Genomic DNA, 21,004 nt, shown 5'->3' on the forward strand with positions numbered 1-21,004 from the left:
CCGCACGGCAGGCGTGACGGGGATCACGCAAGCAGTGCCTCAGTTCGGCTTGCGATTGCTGTACTCTCGGCGACTCTGATCGCAGTAGTCAAACTTGAGGAATGCGCTATCGCCGTGTACAGGCTCCCCGCCGCTTCCCCCTCCGAGATCTCCGAACTCTCCCGCTGTGCCGTGCTGTTCGTGCCCGGCGATCCGGCGCGCACCGGCCGGGTCGCCTTCTGGCGGCCCGATGGTGAGGCGCCGCCCGCCTCGGCCGCGGGCACGTCCGAGGAAGTCCCCGTCGCGCTGCCCGGCGCCGACGGGGTGGAGCTCACCCACGTGCCCGCGACGCTGCTCGCGGTGCGTGCCGCACTCCCCGTGCTCACACGCGCGCGCGGCACCTCGGGCGCCGATGAGACGGCCGCCTTCTGGGGCAGCGCCGCCGTCCTCGCGCTGCAACTCGCCGCACGCGGCCTGTTGTTGCCGGGGCTCAGCGCGGGCGACCACGACGCGTGGCGCGCCGGCCCGCTGTCCGCCGCCGACCTGGAGCGGGTGCGCGAGCTCGCGGCCGCGATGCCGCCCGCCGCCCACGCCGTGCCCCTGGACGGCACACGGCCGCCGCGCCTGCCCCGGCCCGAGCGGCTCCTGCGGCAGTTCCTCGACGCCGTCGCCGACACCCTGCCCCGCTCCCCCGCTGCCCCTCTCCTCGCGGGCGGCACCGCCTTCGCCGCCGTATCGCCGCAGCACGTGCCCGAGCAGCGTCCGTGGGCCACCGACGTGGCCGCCGGACATGACGCGGGCGTGCGCGTCTCGCTGCGCGTCGAGGTGCCCGGCCTCGCCACCGCGACCGACGGCGAGACACGGCTGCCGTTCCGCGCCGTGCTGCAGATCCACAGCGTCAGCGACCCCGCGCTCGTCGCGGACGCGGCCGAGGTGTGGGCGGGTTCGGGCGCCGCCGCCCGGGCCTTCGGTCCGCACTCCCGGATGGATGCCCTGTTGGCGCTGCGCCGGGCCGCCCGCGCGTGGGGAGCGCTCACCCCCCTGCTGTCGGCTTCCGTGCCCGACGCGATCGAGCTCGCCGACGAGGAGGTCACCGAACTCCTGGGCGAGGGCGCCCGGTCGCTCGCCGTCGCGGGCGTCGAGGTGCACTGGCCCAAGGAGCTCGCGCGCAGCCTCACCGCGCGCGCGGTGATCGGTCCCGCCGACGACGAGGGGACCGGCCCGGACAAGCTGTCCTCCGACGCGCCCTCCTACCTGTCGGCCGACGCTCTGCTCGCCTTCAACTGGCGCTTCGCGCTGGGCGACCAGGAGCTGAGCCGCGCCGAGCTCGACCGGCTCGCCGAGGCCAACCGGCCCGTGGTGCGGCTGCGCGACCAGTGGGTCCTCATCGATCCGGAGAAGGCCCGCGGCGCCCGCGAGCAGCAGGACCGCAAGGTCACCCCGATCGACGCCCTCAGCGCCGTCCTGACGGGCACCACGGAGGTCGACGGCAAGACGGTCGACGTGCACCCCACGGGCTGGCTCGCGACGCTGCGGGAGCGCCTGTCGGACCCCGAGGGCATGGAGCCGGTGGGGCAGCCCGCCGCACTCTCCGCCCGGCTGCGCGACTACCAGCTGCGCGGGCTCAACTGGCTGGCACGGATGACCTCCCTGGGTCTCGGCGGCTGCCTCGCGGACGACATGGGCCTCGGCAAGACGATCACGCTGATCTCCCTGCACCTGCACCGGCAGACCGAAGAGGCGACCTCGGGCCCCACCCTCGTGGTCTGTCCGACGTCGCTGATGGGCAACTGGCAGCGCGAGATCCAGAAGTTCGCCCCGGGCACGCCGGTGCGGCGCTTCCACGGCACGCGGCGGAGCCTGGAGGACCTGGCCGACGGCGAGTTCGTGCTCACCACGTACGGCACGATGCGGCTGGACGCGGAGCGGCTGGCCGGGGCGCCCTGGGGCATGGTCGTCGCCGACGAGGCGCAGCATGTGAAGAACCCGTACTCGGCGACCGCCAAGCAGCTGCGCACCATCGGTGCACGTGCGCGCGTGGCTCTCACGGGCACGCCTGTGGAGAACAACCTCTCCGAGCTGTGGGCGATCCTCGACTGGACGACGCCCGGACTGCTCGGCCGGCTCGGCACCTTCCGGACGCGGTACGCGGCGGCCGTCGAGGGCGGCACGGACCCCGCGGCGGCCGAGCGGCTCGCCCAGCTCGTGCGCCCCTTCCTGTTGCGCCGACGCAAGTCGGACCCCGGGATCGCGCCCGAGCTGCCGCCCAAGACCGAGACCGACCGCGCCGTCTCCCTCAGCACCGAGCAGGCGGGGCTCTACGAAGCGGTGGTCCGCGAGACCCTCGCGGAGATCTCCGGCGCCGACGGCTTCGCCCGCCGCGGTCTGATCGTGAAGCTCCTGACCGGGCTCAAGCAGATCTGCAACCACCCCGCGCAGTACCTCAAGGAGGACCGGCCGCGCATTCCTGGACGCTCCGGAAAGTTGGAGCTTCTGGACGAGTTGCTCGACACGATCCTCTCCGAAGGCGCGAGCGTGCTGGTCTTCACGCAGTACGTGCAGATGGCGCGCCTCATCGAACAGCACCTCTCCGCGCGCGGGGTGCCGTCGCAGTTCCTGCACGGGGGCACCGCCATCGCCGAGCGCGAGGCCATGGTGGAGAGCTTCCAGGAGGGTGAAGTGCCCGTCTTCCTGCTGTCGTTGAAGGCCGCGGGGACGGGCCTGAACCTGACGCGGGCCGAGCACGTCGTGCACTACGACCGGTGGTGGAACCCCGCCGTCGAGGCGCAGGCGACGGACCGTGCGTACCGCATCGGGCAGACACAGCCCGTGCAGGTGCACCGGCTGATCGCGGAGGGCACGATCGAGGACCGCATCGCGGAGATGCTGGTCCGCAAGCGCGCGCTGGCCGACGCCGTGCTCGGCTCCGGCGAGGCCGCGCTGACCGAGCTGTCCGATGCCGAACTGGCCGAGCTGGTCGAACTGCGAGGGGGGACGCGATGAACGCGGTGCACGAAGGAACGTACGACGAACAGGGAGAGCGGACGTTCTCGGCGCTGCCTCCCGCGCACGGCAGAGGGTTCGCGCAGACCTGGTGGGGACAGGCGTGGCTCAAGGCCCTGGAGGACACCGCTCTCGAACTGCGGCAGTTGAAGAACGGACGCAGGCTCGCGCGCGCGGGAGCCGTGGAGGCGGTCACGGTGCGGCCCGGGAGGATCACGGCCGTGGTGACCGACCCTGACGGCACGCCGCACCGTTCCGACGTCCTGCTGCCGCAGTTGGGCGAGGACGAGTGGGACCGGTTCCTGTCCATGACCGTGGAGCGCGCGGGGCACATCGCCGCCCTCCTGGACCGGGAGATGCCGCCGCACCTGGTGGAGGACGCGGCGACCGCGGGCGTGGAACTCCTGCCCGGCATCGGCGATCTGGAGCCCGAGTGCGACTGCGAGGCGTGGGACCACTGCGGGCACTCGACCGCGCTCTGCTACCAGATGGCACGTCTCCTCGACCAGGACCCGTTCACGCTGCTGCTCATCCGTGGGCGGACGGAACGCGCGTTCCTCGACGAGCTGCAGGTGCGCAGCGTCGCCCGGGCCGAGCCGCGGGAGGGCTCCGAGGAGGGGCGGGAAGAAGCCCAGGAGGGCGTGGACGCCGCGGAGGCGTACGCGGACGGGCTCATCCTGCCGCCGCTGCCCGAACCGGCCGCTCCGCCCGCCGAGCCCGGTCTGCCGCCGAGCCTGGACACCGAGACGGAGCCCGCGCCGGGCATCGACGTGGCGGCGCTCGAGTTCCTGGCGGCGCAGGCGGCCGTCGAGGCGCACCGGCTGCTCGCGGAGGCGCTCGCTCCCGGTCATGAACAGCAGGTCACGGAGGCGGAGTTGACCGTGAGCGAGGATGCGGTGCGCCTGGCCGCAGCCGACCCGCCCGCGCCACTGGCGGCCCGGCTCGCCCAGGAGTCCGGCCGGAGCGGTGACGGTCTCGCGCTCGCCGTGCGGGCCTGGGGGTTCGGGGGCCCTGCCGCCCTGGCGGTCCTGGAGGACGAGTGGACACCACAGGCGGACGCATTGGCACGCGCGCGTGCGGCGCTGGACGCGGCGTGGGACGAGGACGAGCGGCCGCGCCTGCGGGCCAGTCGCAACCGCTGGACGGTGGTCGGCACCGACGTACAGCTGCGGCACGGACCCGACGGCCGGTGGTGGCCCTACCGCAAGGAGCGCGGGCGTTGGGCCCCCGCGGGAGCCGCGAGCCACGACCCGGCCACGGCGCTGGCGGTGGCCGCCGGAGGCGAGTGACCGCCCCCGCTCCCCGGGCCCTCTGGAGGCGGGTGACCACGCCCTCCTCAGGGCCCTCCGGAGGCGGGTGACCGCATCCTCTGCCGGGCCGTGGCAGCCGCCCCAGGCTGAGCCCTGAGCGCACACGGCGCCCACCGGCGCACTCGCCCCCTCACACCGTGCGCCGGGAACATCGGCGCGCGCACTCGCCCTGACCAGCGATTGAGCACGCTCATGACATCCGTCAGCGTGGAGGCAACGGTTCAGGGAACAGGCCGTGGCCGCCGGAATAGCCTCTCCGGCGGCCCCGGCCCCGGTGTCCGCCTCACCGTCGGCACCCACCCGAACTAGCAGCGGGGGCGCCCGGCGCGTCAGCGATCCACCGGAAGGGGGGTGTGTCAGGGGCTCCGCGCCCCATCACCGCTGGCCGGCTCGGTGGTTGACGGCGGCGCTTCCTGCCCCTCGCGGGAGGCGCCGTCGACACGCCCCCTCCCGTTCACCTCATGGTCTCCCCGCGTTCGGCGCGGCGGCGAAGTCTGGCCGCAGCAATCGCCCGCACGCCTCAGGAGGCCCTGATGTCACCGCACGCCGCGCGTCCGCGCCGTGTCCGCCGTTCCGCTGCCATCGGTGTGCCGATTGCCGTGCTCGCCGCGATCGTCGTGGCGGGCACCGCGACCGGCGTCCCGCTCGGCGGCGGCACCGACGGCACCGACGACAAGAAAGGGCACGGCGACAAGGAGGCGCGGGTCGTCGCGCAGGCGACGCTCGGCGACCTTCCTCTGGGCGAGTTCAGCAACTCCTTGCTGCCCGGCAGTGTGGCCGACGATCGCGGCATCGACCTCGGCGGCATCGGCAGCGATCTGTATCCGGCGGGCCGCAAGGGCGAGTTCTGGACGGTCACCGACCGGGGGCCCAACGGCCAGATCAAGGTGGACGGCGCCAAGCGGCGCACCTTCCCCGTGCCCGGTTTCGATCCGGCGATCGTCAGGATCAAGGTGTCCGGCAAGAGCGTGCAGGTCCTCTCCGCGGTGCCGGTCACGACCCGCGCAGGGAAGCCCGTCACGGGGCTGTCCAACCAGGAGGGGCGCGACGAGGCGCCGTACTCCTATGACGCGAAGAAGCCCCTCTCGCACAATCCGAACGGCCTCGACACCGAGGGCGTCGTGCGGGCCGCGGACGGCTCCTTCTGGCTCGTCGACGAGTACGGGCCGTCGCTCGTCCACGTGTCCGCGCGCGGGAAGGTGCTGGGGCGCTACGTGCCCGAGGGCCTGAAGCTGCGCGGCGCCGACTATCCCGTCGTGGAGGCACTGCCCGGCATCCTGCTCCACCGCAAGATCAACCGGGGATTCGAAGGGCTCGCCCAACTGCCGGGCGGCGACCTGGTGATGGCCGTGCAGAGCCCCTTGTCCGTCCCGGACGAGGACGCGGGCGCAGCCTCCCGTACGACGCGGCTGCTGCGCTTCTCGCCCAAGAAGCAGGCCGTCACCGCCGAGTACGCCTACCGCTTCGACCCGGTGGGGGTCGTCGACCCGGGCGAGGACGACACCTCAGAGCTGAAGATCTCCTCCGTGGTGGCCGTCGGGCGCGACCGGCTGCTCGTCGAGGAGCGCACCGACAAGGCAGCCCGGCTCCACCTGGTGCGCCTGGAGCGGCGTGCGGACATCCTCGGCGGCCGCTGGGACGACGACGCCACCCGTCCCTCCCTGGAGCAGCTCGACGACCCCGAGGGCTCCGGAGTGCCCGTCCTGCGCAAGCGGCTCGCGGTGGACCTCGGGAAGGTCAAGGGCGTGCCCGGGAAGATCGAGGGCGTGGCCCGGGTCGACGGGGACACGCTGGCGCTGATCAACGACAACGACTTCGGCATGACGGACGGGCCGGGCGCGTTCGACGGCGACGGCCGCCTGGTGGACAGCGGTGTGGAGACCACCGTGACGTATGTGCGGCTGCCGCGGGCGATCGGCTAACCGAGGCCCGAGGGGAGTTCGCTGGGGAAGCCGGAGGGGATCGAAGGCAGTTCGCTGGGCAGCCGGGTGGGGACCCTCGTGGGCAGTCGGGTGGGGATCTGCGAGGGGATCTCCGGGACGCTGAACGTCGGCGTGGGCCGGGCCGACGGGGTGGACCGGCGGTCCCCGGGGCCCTTGTCGTCCTTGGAGTCGTCACCGCCCGCGACGAGGACGACCACGACGACGATCGCCGCCACGGCCACGGCCGTCGCGAGCAGGATGTACAGCCCGTTCCGCCGCCCGTCCGGACCTCCGGGTGCGACGGGCGGCGGGCCGTCGCCGCCGCCTTCGGAGGGCGGGCCGTAGCCGCCTGGGGGCGGTCCGAATCCGCCGCTTCCCGGAGGCGGCGCGTCACCCGGCGGCGGAGGCTGCGGCGGTACCGGCGGCATGGCCATACCGACAAGAGTCGCCTCGGAAGGGTCAGGAAGCGACCCCCGTACGTGAGTTGAGACCGCGATACGGGCGGGGATCGCGCCGAACCGGTCAGCCGCGCGCTCCCAGAAGGTGGTCCATCGCGAGTTGATCGAGGCGTTCGAAGGCCATGCCGCGTGCCGCGGCCTTGTCCACGTCGAAGTCCTCGAAGGCCGCGCGGTCGCCCAGGAGCGAGGCGAGACCGTCCTCGGCGGTGGGCCGCGCCAGTTCGTCGAGCCGGGCCGCGCGCAGGGCGGCGTGCACCTCCGGGTCGGCGCGGAAGGCCGCCGAACGCTCGCGCAGGATCAGGTAGTTGCGCATGCAGCCCGCCGCCGAGTCCCACACCCCGTCCGCGTCCTCTGTACGCGGTGGCTTGAAGTCGAAGTGACGCGGGCCTTCGTAGCCACCGCTCTCCAGGAGGTCGACCAGCCAGAAGGCGCTGCGCAGATCGCCCGCCCCGAAGCGCAGGTCCTGGTCGTACTTGACGCCGGTCTGGCCGTTGAGGTCGATGTGGAAGAGCTTGCCGGACCACAGGGCCTGGGCGATGCCGTGCGGGCAGTTGAGCCCGGCCATCTGTTCGTGGCCCACTTCGGGGTTGACTCCGAAGAGCTCGGAACGCTCCAGGCGCTCGATGAACGCGAGGGCGTGGCCGACAGTGGGCAGCAGGATGTCGCCGCGCGGCTCGTTGGGCTTGGGTTCGATCGCGAAGCGCAGGTCGTATCCCTGTGTCGTGACGTACTCGCCGAGCAGGTCGAACGCCTCCTTCATGCGGTCGAGCGCGGCCCGTACGTCCTTGGCCGCGCCGGACTCCGCGCCCTCCCTGCCGCCCCACGCCACATAGATGCGGGCGCCGAGCTCCACCGCCAGGTCGATGTTGCGGATCGTCTTGCGCAGCGCGTAGCGCCGTACGTCACGGTCGTTGGCGGTGAACGCGCCGTCCTTGAAGACGGGGTGCGTGAAGAGGTTCGTCGTCGCCATCGGCACGACCAGGCCGGTGTCGTCCAGGGCCCGCCGGAACCTCTTCACGTGCTCCGCGCGCTCGGCCTCCGCCGCACCGAAGGGGATCAGGTCGTCGTCGTGGAAGGTCACTCCGTAGGCACCGAGTTCGGCGAGCCGGCGGACCGCTTCGGCCGGGTCGAGCGGGGCCCGGGTGGCCTCCCCGAACGGGTCCCTTCCCTGCCACCCGACGGTCCACAGACCGAAGCTGAACTTGTCCTCCGGAGTGGGCTGGTACGTCATGTGCGACTCCCTGGTTCGGCGCGACACCTATTCGTCATGGCGATTTACAAATTAGTATCCGGGAGCATCGCTGGGAAGACAGGAACAAGAAGTCGCCCCAACGGCAGCCGCAGGAACGGAGATCCGCGATGTCAGCAGTGCCAGCAGCCGAGGGCCCCCTCGTCGTCGGCGTGGACAGCTCCACGCAGTCCACGAAGGCTCTGGTCGTGGACGCCGCCACCGGAAGCGTGGTGGCGAGCGGCCAGGCCCCGCACACGGTCACCACGGGGCCCGGCCGGGAGAGCGACCCGGAGCAGTGGTTCGACGCCCTGTGCACGGCGCTCGCCGCGTGCGGCCCGGCCGCCCACGAGGCGGCCGCCGTGGCCGTCGGCGGACAGCAGCACGGCCTCGTCACCCTCGACGCGCACGGCAGGCCGGTCCGGCCCGCGCTGCTGTGGAACGACGTGCGTTCGGCGGCGCAGGCGCAGGCCCTGGTGGCGCGGCTCGGCGGCGGCAAGGAGTGGGCGGAGCGCGTCGGCAGCGTGCCGGGGCCGTCTTTCACGGTGACCAAGTGGGCCTGGCTCAGCGAGCACGAACCCGACGCGGCGCGCGCCACCGCCGCCGTGCGGCTCCCCCACGACTACCTCACCGAACGCCTCACCGGCGTCGGCACCACGGACCGTTCCGACGCCTCCGGCACCGGCTGGTGGGCCTCGGCCACGGAGTCGTACGACGAGGACATCCTCGCCATGGTGGGCCTCGATCCCGCACGCCTGTCCCGGGTCGTGGGTCCGGGAGAGGTCGCCGGCACGGTCCGCGGCGGCATCGAACTGCCCTTCTCCCCCGGCACCTTGGTCGCCCCGGGAATGGGCGACAACGCGGCGGCGGCGCTCGGGCTCGGCCTGCGCCCGGGCGCTGCGGTGCTGAGCCTCGGCACGTCCGGCACGGTCTACGCCGTCGCGAGGCGCCGCCCGGCGGATCCGACGGGCACGGTCGCGGGGTTCGCCGACGCGCGCGGGGAGTGGCTGCCGCTGGCCTGCACCCTCAACTGCACCCTGGCGGTCGACCGCGTCGCCGCGCTCCTGAGCCTGGACCGCGAGGCCGTCGAGCCCGGGGGCGGGCTCACGCTGCTGCCCTACCTGGACGGCGAGCGCACCCCCGATCTCCCGCACGCCTCCGGCCTGTTGCACGGGCTGCGACACGACACCACGCCGGGCCAGCTGCTGCAGGCCGCCTACGACGGGGCGGTGCACTCCCTGCTGAACGCCCTGGACCTGGTCCTGGAGGAGGACGCCGACCGGGCGGAACCGCTGCTGCTCATCGGGGGCGGGGCGCGCGGCCGGGCCTGGCAGGAGACCGTACGGCGCCTGACCGGGCGCCCCGTCCAGGTGCCCCGGGCCCGGGAGTTGGTCGCCCTCGGCGCCGCCGCGCAGGCCGCGGGGCTGCTGACCGGTGAGGATCCGGCGGCGGTGGCGCGGCGTTGGGGTACCGCCGAGGGCCCCGTCCTCGACGCCGCACCCCGGGACGAGGCGGCTCTCGCACGCATGACCGGGGTACTCTCCGACGCGGCGCCGCTCCTCGGCAGGGCGCCGCGGAACTGAGGGTGGGAACAGCATGAGCGCACCGGCGCACCAGGCGCGCCCCGGCAACATGCCCGCGCACGATGCGCGGCCCGGCGACTCCGGCACCCCCCTGCCCGACACCCAGCAGGGCATGCGCCGCCGCAACCTCGCGCGGGTGCTGCACGCCGTCGCGGCACACGGTCCGGTGTCCCGCGCCTCCGTCGCGTCCCGCATCGGCCTGACCAGGGCCGCGGTGTCCACCCTTGTCGACGAGTTGATCCGCTCCGGTCTCCTGGAGGAGCCGGGGCCCGAGCGCCTCGACGGTGTCCGGCGCCCCGGGAAGGTCGGCCGCCCCGGCTCCGCGCTCGTGGTCAGCGGGCGTGGGCCGGTGGGGCTCGGCGCGGAGATCGGTGTCGATCACCTCGCGGTGTGCGCGGTCGACCTGAGGGGCGAGGTACGCGCGCGTGCCGAGCGCCAGGGCTCGAACCGGGGGCGGGACCCACGGACCGTCGTACGTGAACTCGCCGCGCTGGTACGGCGGGTGAGCGCGGAGGCGGAGGGCGCCGGGCTGCGGCCCGCGGGTCTGGCCCTGGCCGTGCCCGGCCTCGTGGGGCGCGACACCCGGACGGTGGTGCGCGCGCCCAACCTGGACTGGCACGACACCGACGTCGGCGGCCTCCTCACCGCGGAGCTCCCCGCCCCGCCACGCCTCCGCGCACCCGAGGACCTCCCTCTCACCGTCGACAACGAGGCCAACTTCGGCGCCCTCGCGGAACTCTGGCTCGCCGAGGGCACACCACAGGACTTCCTCCACGTCTCGGCGGAGATCGGAATCGGCGCGGCCCTGGTGGTCGACGGCCGGCTGCTGCGTGGAACCCGTGGCTTCGCGGGCGAGTTGGGTCATGTGCCGGTGCGGCCCGGGGGGCCGCCGTGCCCCTGTGGCGGACGGGGCTGCCTGGAGCAGTACGCGGGCGAGGAGGCGGTCCTGCGCGCGGCGGCCCTGGAGCCGGGCGCGGACCGGGTGGGCCTGCTCGCCGAGCGGGCCGGGCAGGGCGACCGGGACGTGCTGCGGGCGCTGCGCGGCGCCGGGACCGCTCTCGGTATCGCCCTGACCGGTGCGGTGAACCTGCTCGACCCGCGTGCCGTCGTGCTCGGCGGCGCCCTGTCGGAGCTCGCACCGTGGCTGCTGCCCACGCTGGAGCGGGAGTTGAACGGGCGGACGGCCCACCGGGCGTGCGCGGTCACGGTCTCCCGGCTCGGCCGCGAGGGGCCGCTGCTGGGGGCGGCGCACTCGGTGGTGCGGGCGGTGCTCGACGATCCGGCGGCGGTCAAGGGCTGAACCAGGGCGCCGGACCAAGGAGCCGGACACGGCGGGACGGACAGCGCGGCGCTGAGGACGGGCCCCGTCGAGAGCGGGAGAGCGGACCGGCCGAGCGCTCTTGAACCGAGTGCCGGAGAACCCGGCGTGAAACCGTCACGCACCGCCCGCGGGGCGTCGAGCGCGGCGTGTCCCGCCATCAAGCCCTGAGCTCGCGCGAGGCCCGAACCGCCACTGGTTGGACCTCTGACGTGCGTTGTTCACAACCGGCGAGTTATCCACAGCTGCGCCGTACCCTCTTCCACGCCAACCTCCGGGCCCCGTACCGTATTTCACGCGAGACGCCCCAGCCCGTCGGACGGCCTCCACGACGATCACCCGCGGCATCCCACGCCCGCCGGCGGGAAACCGCCGCGTCGCCCCCACACACACGGTGCGGCCTCCCCTCTGAAAGGCGCTACGGAAAGGCCAGCGTTCCCCCCACCGAGAGGCAGATCAGCCATGGATCGAGCCAGACGACTCCCTTCGTTGAGCAGGCGCCGCCTCCTGCAAGGCGCGGCCGTCGCCGCTGTCCCGGCCGCACTGCTCCCCGCCACACGCGCCGCCGCCCGGGCCGAGGCCGTCGACTATCCGCTCGCCGAGTGGGTCCCTGCCAGTACGTCCAACTACTCGGCGTCGAACCGCCCGAGCAGCTATCCGCTCGACTTCGTCATCGTCCACGTCACCCAGGAGACCTACGCGGACACCCTCGCGATCTTCCAGAACTCGGCGAAGAAGGTCTCCGCCCACTACGTCGTCCGCTCCAAGGACGGCCACATCGCCCAGTGCGTCCGTGAGCGCAACATCGCCTGGCACGCGGGCAACTGGAACTACAACACCCGCAGCATCGGCATCGAACACGAAGGGTGGGTGGACAAGCCGGAGTACTTCACCGACGCGTTGTACGAGGCGTCGGCGGCCCTCACCGCGGCCGTGTGCGACAAGTACGGCATGCCGAAGGACCGCAAGCACATCATCGGGCACTACGAGGTACCGGGCAGTGACCACACCGACCCCGGACCTTACTGGGACTGGTCGCGCTACATACGGCTCGTCAACTCGGCCTGAGGCGGGCGCGAACCGGACGCGGAGCGGGCGCGGACCGGACGCGGAGCGGGCGAGGACCGGGCTGGGAACCGGGCGAGGTCCGGGCGAGGTTCGGGCGCGTGTCCGGGGCTGACGTCGCGGACCGGTCGTGCGTCCGGGGCTGACGCGAACCCGGTCGGCACGGTTGTCGCGCGCCGTTTCCGGGGCGACGATGGCAGCACCGCATCGCCGTCCCGGGAGGCCGAGTTGACCGATCCATGGGTGGCCCTCGAGCCCGGTGCAGACCCCGCCGAGCGGTTGCGGGTACTGCGTCGCGCGCATGAGAGCTTCACCGCGGCGGGCACGGTGGCCCGGCCGGTCCGCTCCGTGGTGGCCGACTCCTGGCGGCGCTCGGCCCGCGCGCGGGTCAGCCCCGAAGGGTTCGAGGCGTCGGTGGAGCTCACCGACGGCGAGCTCGGTTCGTACCGGGCCGAGCATCCCCTCGCTCGTGTGATGCCGCTCTGCCGGGAGTTGATGGGCACGTACGCCTCGGACGGCGAACATCTGCTCGCGGTGTGCGACGCGCACGGCAGGCTGCTCTGGGTCGAGGGGCACGCCGCGACGCGGCAGCGGGCGGGGCGGATGAACTTCGTGCCGGGCGCGCGCTGGGCGGAGTCGGCCATGGGGACGAACGCGCCGGGGACGGCGGTCGCCGTGGACCGGCCGGTGCAGGTGTTCGCCGCCGAGCACTTCATGCGGCGGGTGCAGCCGTGGACGTGCGCGGCCGCCCCGGTGCACGACCCGCGCACCGGGCGGCTGCTCGGGGCCATCGACATCACCGGCGGGGACGGGCTCGCCCATCCTCACAGCCTCGCCTTCGTGCAGGCGGTGGCGCGGGCGGCGGAGCTCCAACTCGCCGCGTCCGCACCGCGCCCCGCGACCGGCGACACGGTCGAGCTCACCGCGCTCGGCCGCGACGAGGCGCTGCTGCTCGCGCACGGCCGCAAGGTGCGCCTCAGCCGTCGGCACAGCGAGATCGTGGTGCTGCTCGCCCGCCACCCGGAGGGCCTGAGCGGGGACGAGTTGTTGTGCGCGCTGTACGAGGACGAGTCGGTCACCCCGGTGACGCTGCGCGCCGAACTGGCCAGGTTGCGCCGCGTGTTGGGTCCGGAGCTGCTCCGGTCGCGGCCCTATCGGCTCGCCGCGCGGGTGGAGTCGGACGTCGCGCTCGTCGAGCGGCGGCTCGCGGCGGGCTCCGTCACGGCGGCCGTGGCGGCGTACTCGGGACCACTGCTGCCCGCCTCTCAGGCGCCCGCGGTGGCGCGGCTGCGGCGCCGCCTCGCGGATGAGCTCCGGGCGGCCCTCGTCACGCGCCGCGACCCCGACCTCCTGTCCGACTGGGCGCACTCCCCGTGGGGCGAGGACGACTTCGCGGTGTGGCGCGCCCTGGCCGCCGTACGCCCGACGCCTCCTGTGCTGGCCCGCCTCGCCGAGCTGGACGGCGCGCTGACGTCGGCGGCGCCCGACTTCCCGTGACTCCCGACCTCCCGTAACACCCGCCCGTGACTCCCGACTTCCCGCACCTTCCGTCCTCCCCCAACTCCCGGCCTCCCCCGACTCCCGCCCCATCTCTCGAGCGCAACGTCCGTGCAACGTTCGCGTGTCTAACCTCCGGGCGAGTGCCGCCCGACGGCGGGCGGCCGTCTCCGGGAGGCAAGTGAAGATGACCCGTTACGCGGCACCCGGCACCGAGGGCGCAGTCGTCTCCTACCAGGACCGCTACGACCACTTCATCGGCGGCGAGTACGTCCCGCCCGCGCGCGGCCAGTACTTCGAGAATCCGAGCCCGGTCAATGGGCAGCCGTTCACCGAGATCGCCCGCGGCACCGCCGAGGACGTGGAGCGCGCCCTGGACGCGGCGCACGCCGCGGCACCGGCCTGGGGCCGCGCCTCCGTGGGTGAACGGGCGGACGTGCTGCGGAAGATCGCCGACCGGATGGAGGCGAACCTCGAACTGCTCGCGGTCGCCGAGAGCTGGGAGAACGGCAAGCCGGTGCGCGAGACGCTGGCCGCCGACATCCCCCTGGCCATCGACCACTTCCACTACTTCGCGGGCGTCATCCGCGCGCAGGAGGGCTCGCTCAGCGAGGTCGACGACGACACGGTCGCGTACCACTTCCACGAGCCGCTCGGCGTGGTCGCGCAGATCATCCCGTGGAACTTCCCCATCCTGATGGCGACATGGAAGCTGGCGCCCGCGCTGGCGGCCGGGAACGCAGTCGTCCTCAAGCCCGCCGAGCAGACCCCCGCCTCCATCCACGTCTGGCTGGACCTGGTGTCGGATCTGCTGCCGCCGGGTGTCGTCAACGTCGTCAACGGCTTCGGAGTCGAGGCGGGCAAGCCGCTGGCCTCCAGCCCGCGCGTCGCCAAGGTCGCGTTCACCGGGGAGACCACGACGGGGCGGCTGATCATGCAGTACGCCTCCGAGAACATCAAGCCGGTGACCCTGGAGCTGGGCGGCAAGTCGCCGAACATCTTCTTCGACGACGTGTGGGCCGCGAACGACGACTTCCGCGACAAGGCCCTCGAGGGCTTCACCATGTTCGCCCTCAACCAGGGCGAGGTGTGCACCTGTCCGTCGCGCGCCCTCATCCAGCGCGGGCACTACAGCGAGTTCCTGGAAGCGGCGGTGGCCCGCACCGAGCAGATCAAGCCCGGCCACCCGCTCGACACCGACGCCATGATCGGCGCGCAGGCGTCCAACGACCAGTTGGAGAAGATCCTCTCCTACCTGGACATTGGCCAGCAGGAGGGCGCGAAGGTCCTCACGGGCGGACAGCGCATCGAGTACGACGGCGAGCTGGCGGGCGGCTACTACGTCCAGCCGACGATCTTCGAGGGCGACAACCGCATGCGGATCTTCCAGGAGGAGATCTTCGGCCCGGTCGTCTCGGTCGCGTCGTTCAGCGACTTCGACGACGCCATCAAGATCGCCAACGACACGCTGTACGGGCTCGGCGCGGGCGTGTGGACGCGGGACATCAACACCGCCTACCGGGCGGGCCGCTCGATCCAGGCGGGCCGCGTCTGGACGAACTGCTACCACGCGTATCCGGCGCATGCCGCCTTCGGCGGATACAAGCAGTCGGGGATCGGACGCGAGACGCACAAGATGATGCTGGAGCACTACCAGCAGACGAAGAACCTGCTCGTCTCGTACTCGCCGAAGAAGCTCGGCTTCTTCTAGGAGCACGTGAAGAGGCGCCTGCCCTGGGCTTTCACCCGTCAGGCGCCTCTCAGTCATCCCTCCCAGAACTGCAGGAGGCCGCAGGAGAGGATGCGTGGGGACCAGCTGGCGAGTCCCGACCCGTGCCGCCTGTCTCGCGCAGCGAGAGAACTAGACGTGGACTCCGTGGTCGAGTGCGATGCCTTTCAAGCCAGAGGCGTAGCCTCGGCCAACGGCCCGGAACTTCCATTCTGTGCTGCTCCGATAGAGCTCACCGGAGACTGCGGCGCACTCGGTCGAGACATCCGCGGCGAACTCGTACCGGGCCATCTCCTGGCCGTCCAACCAATCAGTGACTCGGATGCACAAGTGGCCGACGCTGCCGAAGCTCTGCTGCCGACTTTGTGCATCGTAGATCGCGACCGGGAATACGATCTTCGCGGTCTCCGCCGGGACGGTGGCCAGATCAATCTTGATCCTCTCGCTGCCACGCTCGTTTCCCACAGTGAGGTGTTCGACCGCCCCCTCAGGGCTCCGGCGGTTGTTGAAGAACACAAAGTGCCCGTCGGACAGGACCCTGCCATGGGCACCAGCCACCAAGGCGAAGGCATCGATGTCGAAGTCCGTGCCGACTGGCTCCCGTAGGCCCCAATCCAGGCTGATGATGACGGCCCTCAGGCCGGGTGCCTTCTCAGTGAGCGAGACCGTGCCACTCTTGCGAAGCTGCGTACTTTCGTAGATCGGCCGCACTTTCGCGTGAGCCTGACCCATGAGTGAGGCGCTTGATTGGTCAGGGAGTTGAAGTGCGGTAGGTCGTATGCGGACTGCAGAGGCAACCGATCCCGGTAGCCACTCATTCTCAGCAAGAGTTCGGGCGAGACTTCGACGGTCCCCGACCGCGTCAGCAAGTTGCTCCAGTAATGCGGACACAGAGATCCGTTGGGCGGGGTCCTTGACCAGACACTCAGCCACTACTGTCCGAAGTGCGGGCGGGAGTTTCCGCAGGCCGGCTTCTTCATACACGGCACGGAAATTCACCGCATGAGCCATTCCGGTGCCGAACGGCCCGGATCCGGTCGCAGTGAAGGCCAGCACAGCGCCCAATGAGAAGACGTCACTCGCCGGACCCACCGAGCCACCTGTGATCTGCTCGGGAGACATGAACCCTGGTGTGCCCACCACCATGCCAGTCCGCGTGAAAGCAGATGCCTCGTCCGTGACCGAGATCCCGAAGTCGATCACTCGAGGGCCGTCAGTTGCGAGCAGCACGTTGGAGGGCTTGAGGTCCCGGTGGACCACTCCGGCGGAGTGGATCGCCTCAAGTGCCTCTGCCAGCCCCGCCCCCAGAGCCCGTGTCTTCTCCTGCGGCCACGGCCCATGGGCAGCGACCGCCTCCCCGAGGGAGATGCTCGGGACATAGACCGTTGCCAGCCAAGCCGGGGAGCCGTCCAGATCGGCGTCGATCACTCCCGCTGTGAATGCCCCGTTCACCCGGCGGGCCGCATTGACCTCTCGAACGAACCGGACCCGGAAGTTGGCGTCGGCGGCCAACTCGGAGCGTATGACTTTCACAGCCACTGCCCGACCGCCTCGCGAGCGCCCCAGGTACACCTGGCCCATGCCACCCGCGCCCAGCTTCGCGACGATCCGATACGGCCCGACCTGGCGCGGGTCTGCTGCCTCCAAGGACTCGAACTCCATCACACCACGCCCCCACCGCACCCTCGCGGCCGAGGCCGCCGTCGGAGATTGCCTACCATTCTTCCTCCGGCTTCGCACACGCGTGTCACCAACTGTGCCATAGGGCTTCAAGTCGGCTGCCCGAAGCGACCGTTGTGCCTCAGGCACCCAGTCATCACCATCGTTGTCCGCGTCCGAGGCGTTTCACATACTCCTCCCAGCGGGGCAGTCCGTGGTGGTCGGCGCAGGCGTGGATGTGGGCGGTGACCTGCTGTACGTAGCGCGGGGGCATGGCCCGGTGTGTGGCGTAGTCGGCGGCCAGGCGTCGGTGGAGGTGGGGTGGGAGCGTGCGGCCGGACTGGGCGAGGAACCAGTCGCGGGCGCCGGGGCTGATGCGCAGGATGTCGGGGAAGACGGTGGCGGCTCCCGCCTCGGCGCATGCGTCGACGAGGGCGTTGAGCGCGTCGGGGTGATCCCCGACGTGCGGGACGACCGGGGCGATGAGGACGCCTGCCGGGACGCCCGCCGCGCGCAGAGCGGCGATCGTCTCCAGGCGGGCGCGGGGCGGGGCCGCGTCGGGTTCGAAGGCGCGCCAGACACGGTCGTCGAGGGAGCCGAGGGACGTCATGACCAGGACATCGGTGACGCGGGCGGCTTCGGCATAGCGGGGTATGTCGCGGCGAAGGAGCGCGGACTTGGTGGTCGTGGTGAAGGGGACGCGGTAGTCGGTCAGGGCGCGGATGATGCCGGGCATCAACTCATAGCGCCCTTCGGCGCGTTGGTAGCAGTCGGTGGAGGTGCCGACCATGACCCACTGGTCGCCGGTCTTGCCGGTGCGCAGTTCGCGTCGCAGGACGGTGGCGGCGTTGGTCTTGACGTAGAGGTGGGTCTGGAAGTCGGCGCCGCTGTTGTGGCCGAGGTGGTGGTGGCCGTCTCTGGCGAAGCAGTAGGTGCAGGCGTGGGTGCAGCCCCGGTAGGGGTTGAGCGTCCAGCCCATTCCGCCGGGCTCGGTGCGGGGCAGGCGGTTGAGGAGGGTGCGGGCCCGGATCTCGTGGAAGGTGACGCCGCGGAAGTCCGGGGACGGGGGCGGGGTCGGGGCCACGGTGGAGGCCGGGAAGAGGGCGGGGTGCGGGTCGGGGGCGTTCACCGGTCGGCCTCCTCGTGGCTCGGTGTTTCGCGGAGCGTGCGGGCTGCGCCGAGGAGTTGTCGGCCCAGCTCCTCCAGGTGCGGGGCGAGTTCATCGGGGCCGTGGAGTGTGGTGCCGGGGCCGAGCGTGAGGAGGTGGACGGCGATGTGGAGGGGGTTGTCGGCGCTGATGTCGACGGTGCAGGTGTGCTCGTCTCGTGGCTGCACGCGCTCGGGCAGGGCTCCGGTGCGGGCGCGGACGGTGGCGGCGTCGAGGGGGACGGTGGCCCGGGCGGGGTAGCGGGTGGGAGTGCGGGCGATGGTGGCGGCGACGTACGCGGCCGGGTCGTCGGCGGGCAGTTCGCGTGGGGTGAAGCGGCGGCCGGTGGGTGAGACGCCGGTCAGGCGGTCCACCCGGAAGGTGCGCCAGCTGTCCTTGTCCAGGTCGTGGGCGACGAGGTACCAGCGGCTCCCGGCCGCCACAAGGGCGTGGGGCTCGACGCGGCGGGCGGTGGCCTGCGTGGCCTGCCGGGAGCGGTGGTCGAAGGTGACGATCTCGTGGTCGCGGCAGGTGGCGGCCAGGGCTGCGAGGGCGACCGGGTCGGCCTGGGGGCCGCCGCCCCAGGGCAGCGGAACGGTGGCGGTGTGCAGGGCGGACACCTGGTGGCGGAGCCGGGCGGGCAGAACCTGTTCCAGTTTGGCGAGGGCGCGTACGGCGGTGTCCTCGATGCCGGTGACGCCGGAGGTGGCGGTGCGCAGGGCGACCGCGATGGCGGTGGCCTCCTCGTCGTCGAGGAGGAGTGGCGGTAGATCCGTGCCGGCCGCCAGGCGGTAGCCGCCCGCGTGGCCGGTGGTGCCCTCGACCGGGTAACCGAGCCCGCGCAGGCGGTCGATGTCGCGGCGGACGGTGCGGCCGGTGACGCCGAGGCGCTCGGCCAGTTCGGCGCCGGACCATTCGCGGCGCGTCTGCAGCAGGGAGAGCAGCCGGAGCATGCGGGCGGGCAGGTCCTGGGTCATGCCCGTCAGGCTCCCAGCCTTTTAGGCCGTGCCGTGTCCTAAAAGCCGTCTAGCGTCGAAAACGGACGGAAAGCGTCCGGCGGGGTCACCCCGGACGAATACCCCTCTCCCCTAGAGAAGGAGGGACTCGCCATGAGTTTCATGGACCCGGGAAACGTGGTCTGGTTCGAGATCAGTACCACCGACGCCCGGAGCACCGAGGACTTCTACCGTCGCGCGTTCGGCTGGCGCGTCGAGTCCGACGAGAGCGCCGGCGGCAAGCCCCACTCCGACATCTTCACCGGCAAGCAGTGGCCCTCCGGCGGCATGTACGACCACGGGGCGGACGGCGTCGACTACCTGATGCCCGCCTTCCTCGTCCTCGACGTGCCCGCCCCCGCTTCGGCCGACGGGCCGGTGACGGCATGAGGATCGCGCTGCTCGGCACCAACTTCGGGCAGGCACACGCCGCCGTGTACGCCGCGCGCGGTGACGTGGAGGTGGTGATGTTCGGCCGCGACCCGGAGAAGACCGCCACGGTGGCCGGGCGGTTCGGGTTCGCCGCCGCCACCGACCTTGACCAGGCGTTCGACGGCGACTTCGATCTCGTCGACATCTGCCTGCCGGTTCCACTGCACGCCTCGTACGTGCTGCGCGCGCTGGAGGCGGGCCAGCACGCCCTGGTCGAACTGCCGCTGGCCGACAACCTGGAGGACGCGCGGCGCGTGGCCGAGGCGGCCGAGCGCAGCGACCGGCAGGTGTTCGTGGACATGTACGAGCGGTTCATCCCGGCCAACCGGGTCCTGTTCGACGCCGTGCGCGACGGCACCTACGGGCGCCTGGAGCATCTGGAGCTGTGGAACCGGACGGCTCACCTGTGGCCGGGGTTCTCCCTGGGACTGAAGGTGCTTCCGCAGGAGGCCATGCACGGCGACATGGACATCGTCACCCGCACCCTCGGCACGCCACGGCAGCTGGCTGTCACCACCGTCGCCCGTGACGACGACAGCGCCGCCATCGAGGCGGTCCTGCGCTTCGACGGGGCCATGGCCCGCGACTCGGTCTCGTCGCTGATGCCCATGCCGTGGGGCGCCCGCGGCGGCTACACCGCCACCTTCACCCAGGGGGTCCTCGAGTCACTGTCGACGACGGGCTTCGACGGCAAGCCGGCCGGCACCCTCACCGCCTACACCCCTGAGGGCGTACGGGTGGTGGAGCTGGAACCCGCCGACCAGTACACGGCGATGATCGACCACGTCCTGGCATGCCTGCGCGGCGAGGCGGACAACGAGATCGGCCCGGCGACCGTCCTGGACGCCCTCGAACTGACCCTGGACGTCGACCGGTTGGTCAACGGCGACGTCGGCCGATGATGATCCCGCCCATCGGATTCGGGACCTGGCAGCTGAAGGGCGACGACGCCTACCGGGCCGTCTCGGTCGCCCTGGAGGTGGGATACCGGCACCTGGACACCGCCACGCTGTACGGCAACGAGGAGGCGGTCGGCAAGGCGCTGGCCGCCTCCGGCCTGGCGCGCACCGACGTGTTCGTGACCACCAAATTCGCCCAGCGCCGTCCCGGTGGGGAGCAGGACGCCCTGAAGCGCTCGCTCGAACGCCTCGGCCTGGAGCGCGTCGATCTGTGGCTGCTCCACTTTCCGCTCAAGGACCGGTCCGAGAACGTCGCCGTGTGGGACGCGTTCCTGGCCGCGGCCGACGAGGGGCTGACCGCTCAGGCCGGGGTGAGCAACCACAGCCTGGCCCAGCTCGACGCGCTGACCGCGGCGACCGGGCGCGCCCCGGCCGTGAACCAGGTCCGGTTCAATCCCCCGCTGTACGACCCGGCCGTGGTGGTGGGGCACAAGGAGCGCGGGGTGGTGCCGGCCGGGCACAGTCCGCTGCGGCTGCGCAAGCCCGGCCTGGGGCATCCCGCGCTCGTCGAGATCGCCGCCACGTACGAGGCGACCGTGGCGCAGATCGTCATCGCCTGGCACGTGGCACACCGGATCCCGGTCATCGCCAAGTCGGGCCACGCGGAACGCATCTTCGAGAACGTCCTCGGCGCCGGCCTGGATCTCGACGCCGCGGATGTCGCCCGCATCGACGCTCTGGGGACGACCGCGCCCCGTAACCGACGCACCCCCTGAGAGA

Annotated in this window: 16 protein-coding genes; 11 read left to right on the forward strand and 5 right to left on the reverse strand. The window is 72.2% G+C overall.

Annotation, left to right across the window (positions count from 1 at the left end):
• Positions 1 to 114: 114 nt before the first annotated feature.
• From ACFWYM_RS09655 to ACFWYM_RS09665, 3 genes are all read left to right on the forward strand, one after another.
• Positions 115 to 2,982 carry a DEAD/DEAH box helicase gene (locus tag ACFWYM_RS09655; protein ID WP_384832658.1) on the forward strand — a complete coding sequence of 956 codons (2,868 nt, stop codon included), beginning with the start codon at positions 115 to 117 and terminating at the stop codon, positions 2,980 to 2,982.
• The gene (locus ACFWYM_RS09660; RefSeq protein ID WP_384832661.1) at positions 2,979 to 4,271 is read left to right on the forward strand and encodes an SWF or SNF family helicase; all 1,293 of its coding nucleotides are present in this window, start codon (positions 2,979 to 2,981) and stop codon (positions 4,269 to 4,271) included. The genes ACFWYM_RS09655 and ACFWYM_RS09660 overlap by 4 nt, the downstream gene beginning before the upstream one ends.
• A 554-nt stretch (positions 4,272 to 4,825) precedes the next feature.
• Positions 4,826 to 6,214, forward strand: a complete 1,389-nt coding sequence (locus tag ACFWYM_RS09665; RefSeq protein ID WP_384832664.1) for an esterase-like activity of phytase family protein — start codon at positions 4,826 to 4,828, stop codon at positions 6,212 to 6,214.
• Here ACFWYM_RS09665 and ACFWYM_RS09670 read toward each other — a convergent pair.
• Together ACFWYM_RS09670 and xylA are read right to left on the reverse strand one after the other, a co-directional pair.
• Positions 6,211 to 6,648 carry a hypothetical protein gene (locus ACFWYM_RS09670; protein WP_384832667.1) on the reverse strand — a complete coding sequence of 146 codons (438 nt, stop codon included), beginning with the start codon at positions 6,646 to 6,648 and terminating at the stop codon, positions 6,211 to 6,213. The genes ACFWYM_RS09665 and ACFWYM_RS09670 overlap by 4 nt on opposite strands.
• An 88-nt stretch (positions 6,649 to 6,736) precedes the next feature.
• Positions 6,737 to 7,903: a xylose isomerase gene (gene xylA / locus ACFWYM_RS09675; RefSeq protein WP_384832670.1), complete on the reverse strand. Its 1,167-nt coding sequence runs from the start codon at positions 7,901 to 7,903 to the stop codon at positions 6,737 to 6,739.
• Between the two features lie 137 nt (positions 7,904 to 8,040).
• Here xylA and xylB point away from each other — a divergent pair, with 137 nt between their 5' ends.
• From xylB to ACFWYM_RS09700, 5 genes are all read left to right on the forward strand, one after another.
• Positions 8,041 to 9,483: a xylulokinase gene (gene xylB / locus ACFWYM_RS09680; protein ID WP_384832746.1), complete on the forward strand. Its 1,443-nt coding sequence runs from the start codon at positions 8,041 to 8,043 to the stop codon at positions 9,481 to 9,483.
• A 13-nt stretch (positions 9,484 to 9,496) separates the two neighbouring features.
• The gene (locus ACFWYM_RS09685; protein WP_384832673.1) at positions 9,497 to 10,783 is read left to right on the forward strand and encodes an ROK family protein; all 1,287 of its coding nucleotides are present in this window, start codon (positions 9,497 to 9,499) and stop codon (positions 10,781 to 10,783) included.
• 480 nt (positions 10,784 to 11,263) lie between these two features.
• Complete coding sequence (locus ACFWYM_RS09690; RefSeq protein ID WP_384832676.1) at positions 11,264 to 11,869, forward strand: N-acetylmuramoyl-L-alanine amidase; 606 nt, start codon at positions 11,264 to 11,266, stop codon at positions 11,867 to 11,869.
• A gap of 225 nt (positions 11,870 to 12,094) precedes the next feature.
• Entirely contained in the window at positions 12,095 to 13,363 is a 1,269-nt protein-coding gene (locus ACFWYM_RS09695) for a GAF domain-containing protein (RefSeq protein WP_384832679.1), read from the forward strand.
• Between the two features lie 187 nt (positions 13,364 to 13,550).
• Complete coding sequence (locus ACFWYM_RS09700) at positions 13,551 to 15,074, forward strand: aldehyde dehydrogenase family protein (RefSeq protein WP_384832682.1); 1,524 nt, start codon at positions 13,551 to 13,553, stop codon at positions 15,072 to 15,074.
• 150 nt (positions 15,075 to 15,224) lie between these two features.
• Here the strand turns inward: ACFWYM_RS09700 and ACFWYM_RS09705 are convergent, their stop codons facing one another.
• The 3 genes from ACFWYM_RS09705 to ACFWYM_RS09715 all read right to left on the reverse strand — a co-directional run bounded on the left by ACFWYM_RS09705 (position 15,225) and on the right by ACFWYM_RS09715 (position 18,875).
• Entirely contained in the window at positions 15,225 to 16,754 is a 1,530-nt protein-coding gene (locus tag ACFWYM_RS09705) for a TerD family protein (RefSeq protein WP_384832685.1), read from the reverse strand.
• Between the two features lie 154 nt (positions 16,755 to 16,908).
• Positions 16,909 to 17,880 (reverse strand): radical SAM protein, encoded by a 972-nt coding sequence (locus tag ACFWYM_RS09710; protein ID WP_384832688.1) that lies wholly within the window; start codon positions 17,878 to 17,880, stop codon positions 16,909 to 16,911.
• The gene (locus ACFWYM_RS09715) at positions 17,877 to 18,875 is read right to left on the reverse strand and encodes a helix-turn-helix transcriptional regulator (protein WP_384832691.1); all 999 of its coding nucleotides are present in this window, start codon (positions 18,873 to 18,875) and stop codon (positions 17,877 to 17,879) included. Before ACFWYM_RS09715 ends, ACFWYM_RS09710 begins: the two co-directional genes overlap by 4 nt.
• A gap of 132 nt (positions 18,876 to 19,007) precedes the next feature.
• Here ACFWYM_RS09715 and ACFWYM_RS09720 point away from each other — a divergent pair, with 132 nt between their 5' ends.
• From ACFWYM_RS09720 to ACFWYM_RS09730, 3 genes are read left to right on the forward strand one after another with little or no spacing between them, the layout of a single operon-like run.
• Positions 19,008 to 19,283, forward strand: coding sequence for a hypothetical protein (locus ACFWYM_RS09720; protein WP_384832693.1), 276 nt, complete (start codon positions 19,008 to 19,010; stop codon positions 19,281 to 19,283).
• Positions 19,280 to 20,227 (forward strand): Gfo/Idh/MocA family protein, encoded by a 948-nt coding sequence (locus tag ACFWYM_RS09725; RefSeq protein ID WP_384832696.1) that lies wholly within the window; start codon positions 19,280 to 19,282, stop codon positions 20,225 to 20,227. The genes ACFWYM_RS09720 and ACFWYM_RS09725 overlap by 4 nt, the downstream gene beginning before the upstream one ends.
• Positions 20,224 to 21,000 (forward strand): aldo/keto reductase, encoded by a 777-nt coding sequence (locus ACFWYM_RS09730; protein ID WP_384832699.1) that lies wholly within the window; start codon positions 20,224 to 20,226, stop codon positions 20,998 to 21,000. Before ACFWYM_RS09725 ends, ACFWYM_RS09730 begins: the two co-directional genes overlap by 4 nt.
• Positions 21,001 to 21,004: the final 4 nt, after the last annotated feature.

The organism is Streptomyces sp. NPDC059009, from assembly GCF_042740175.1.
Taxonomy (GTDB): Bacteria; Actinomycetota; Actinomycetes; order Streptomycetales; family Streptomycetaceae; genus Streptomyces.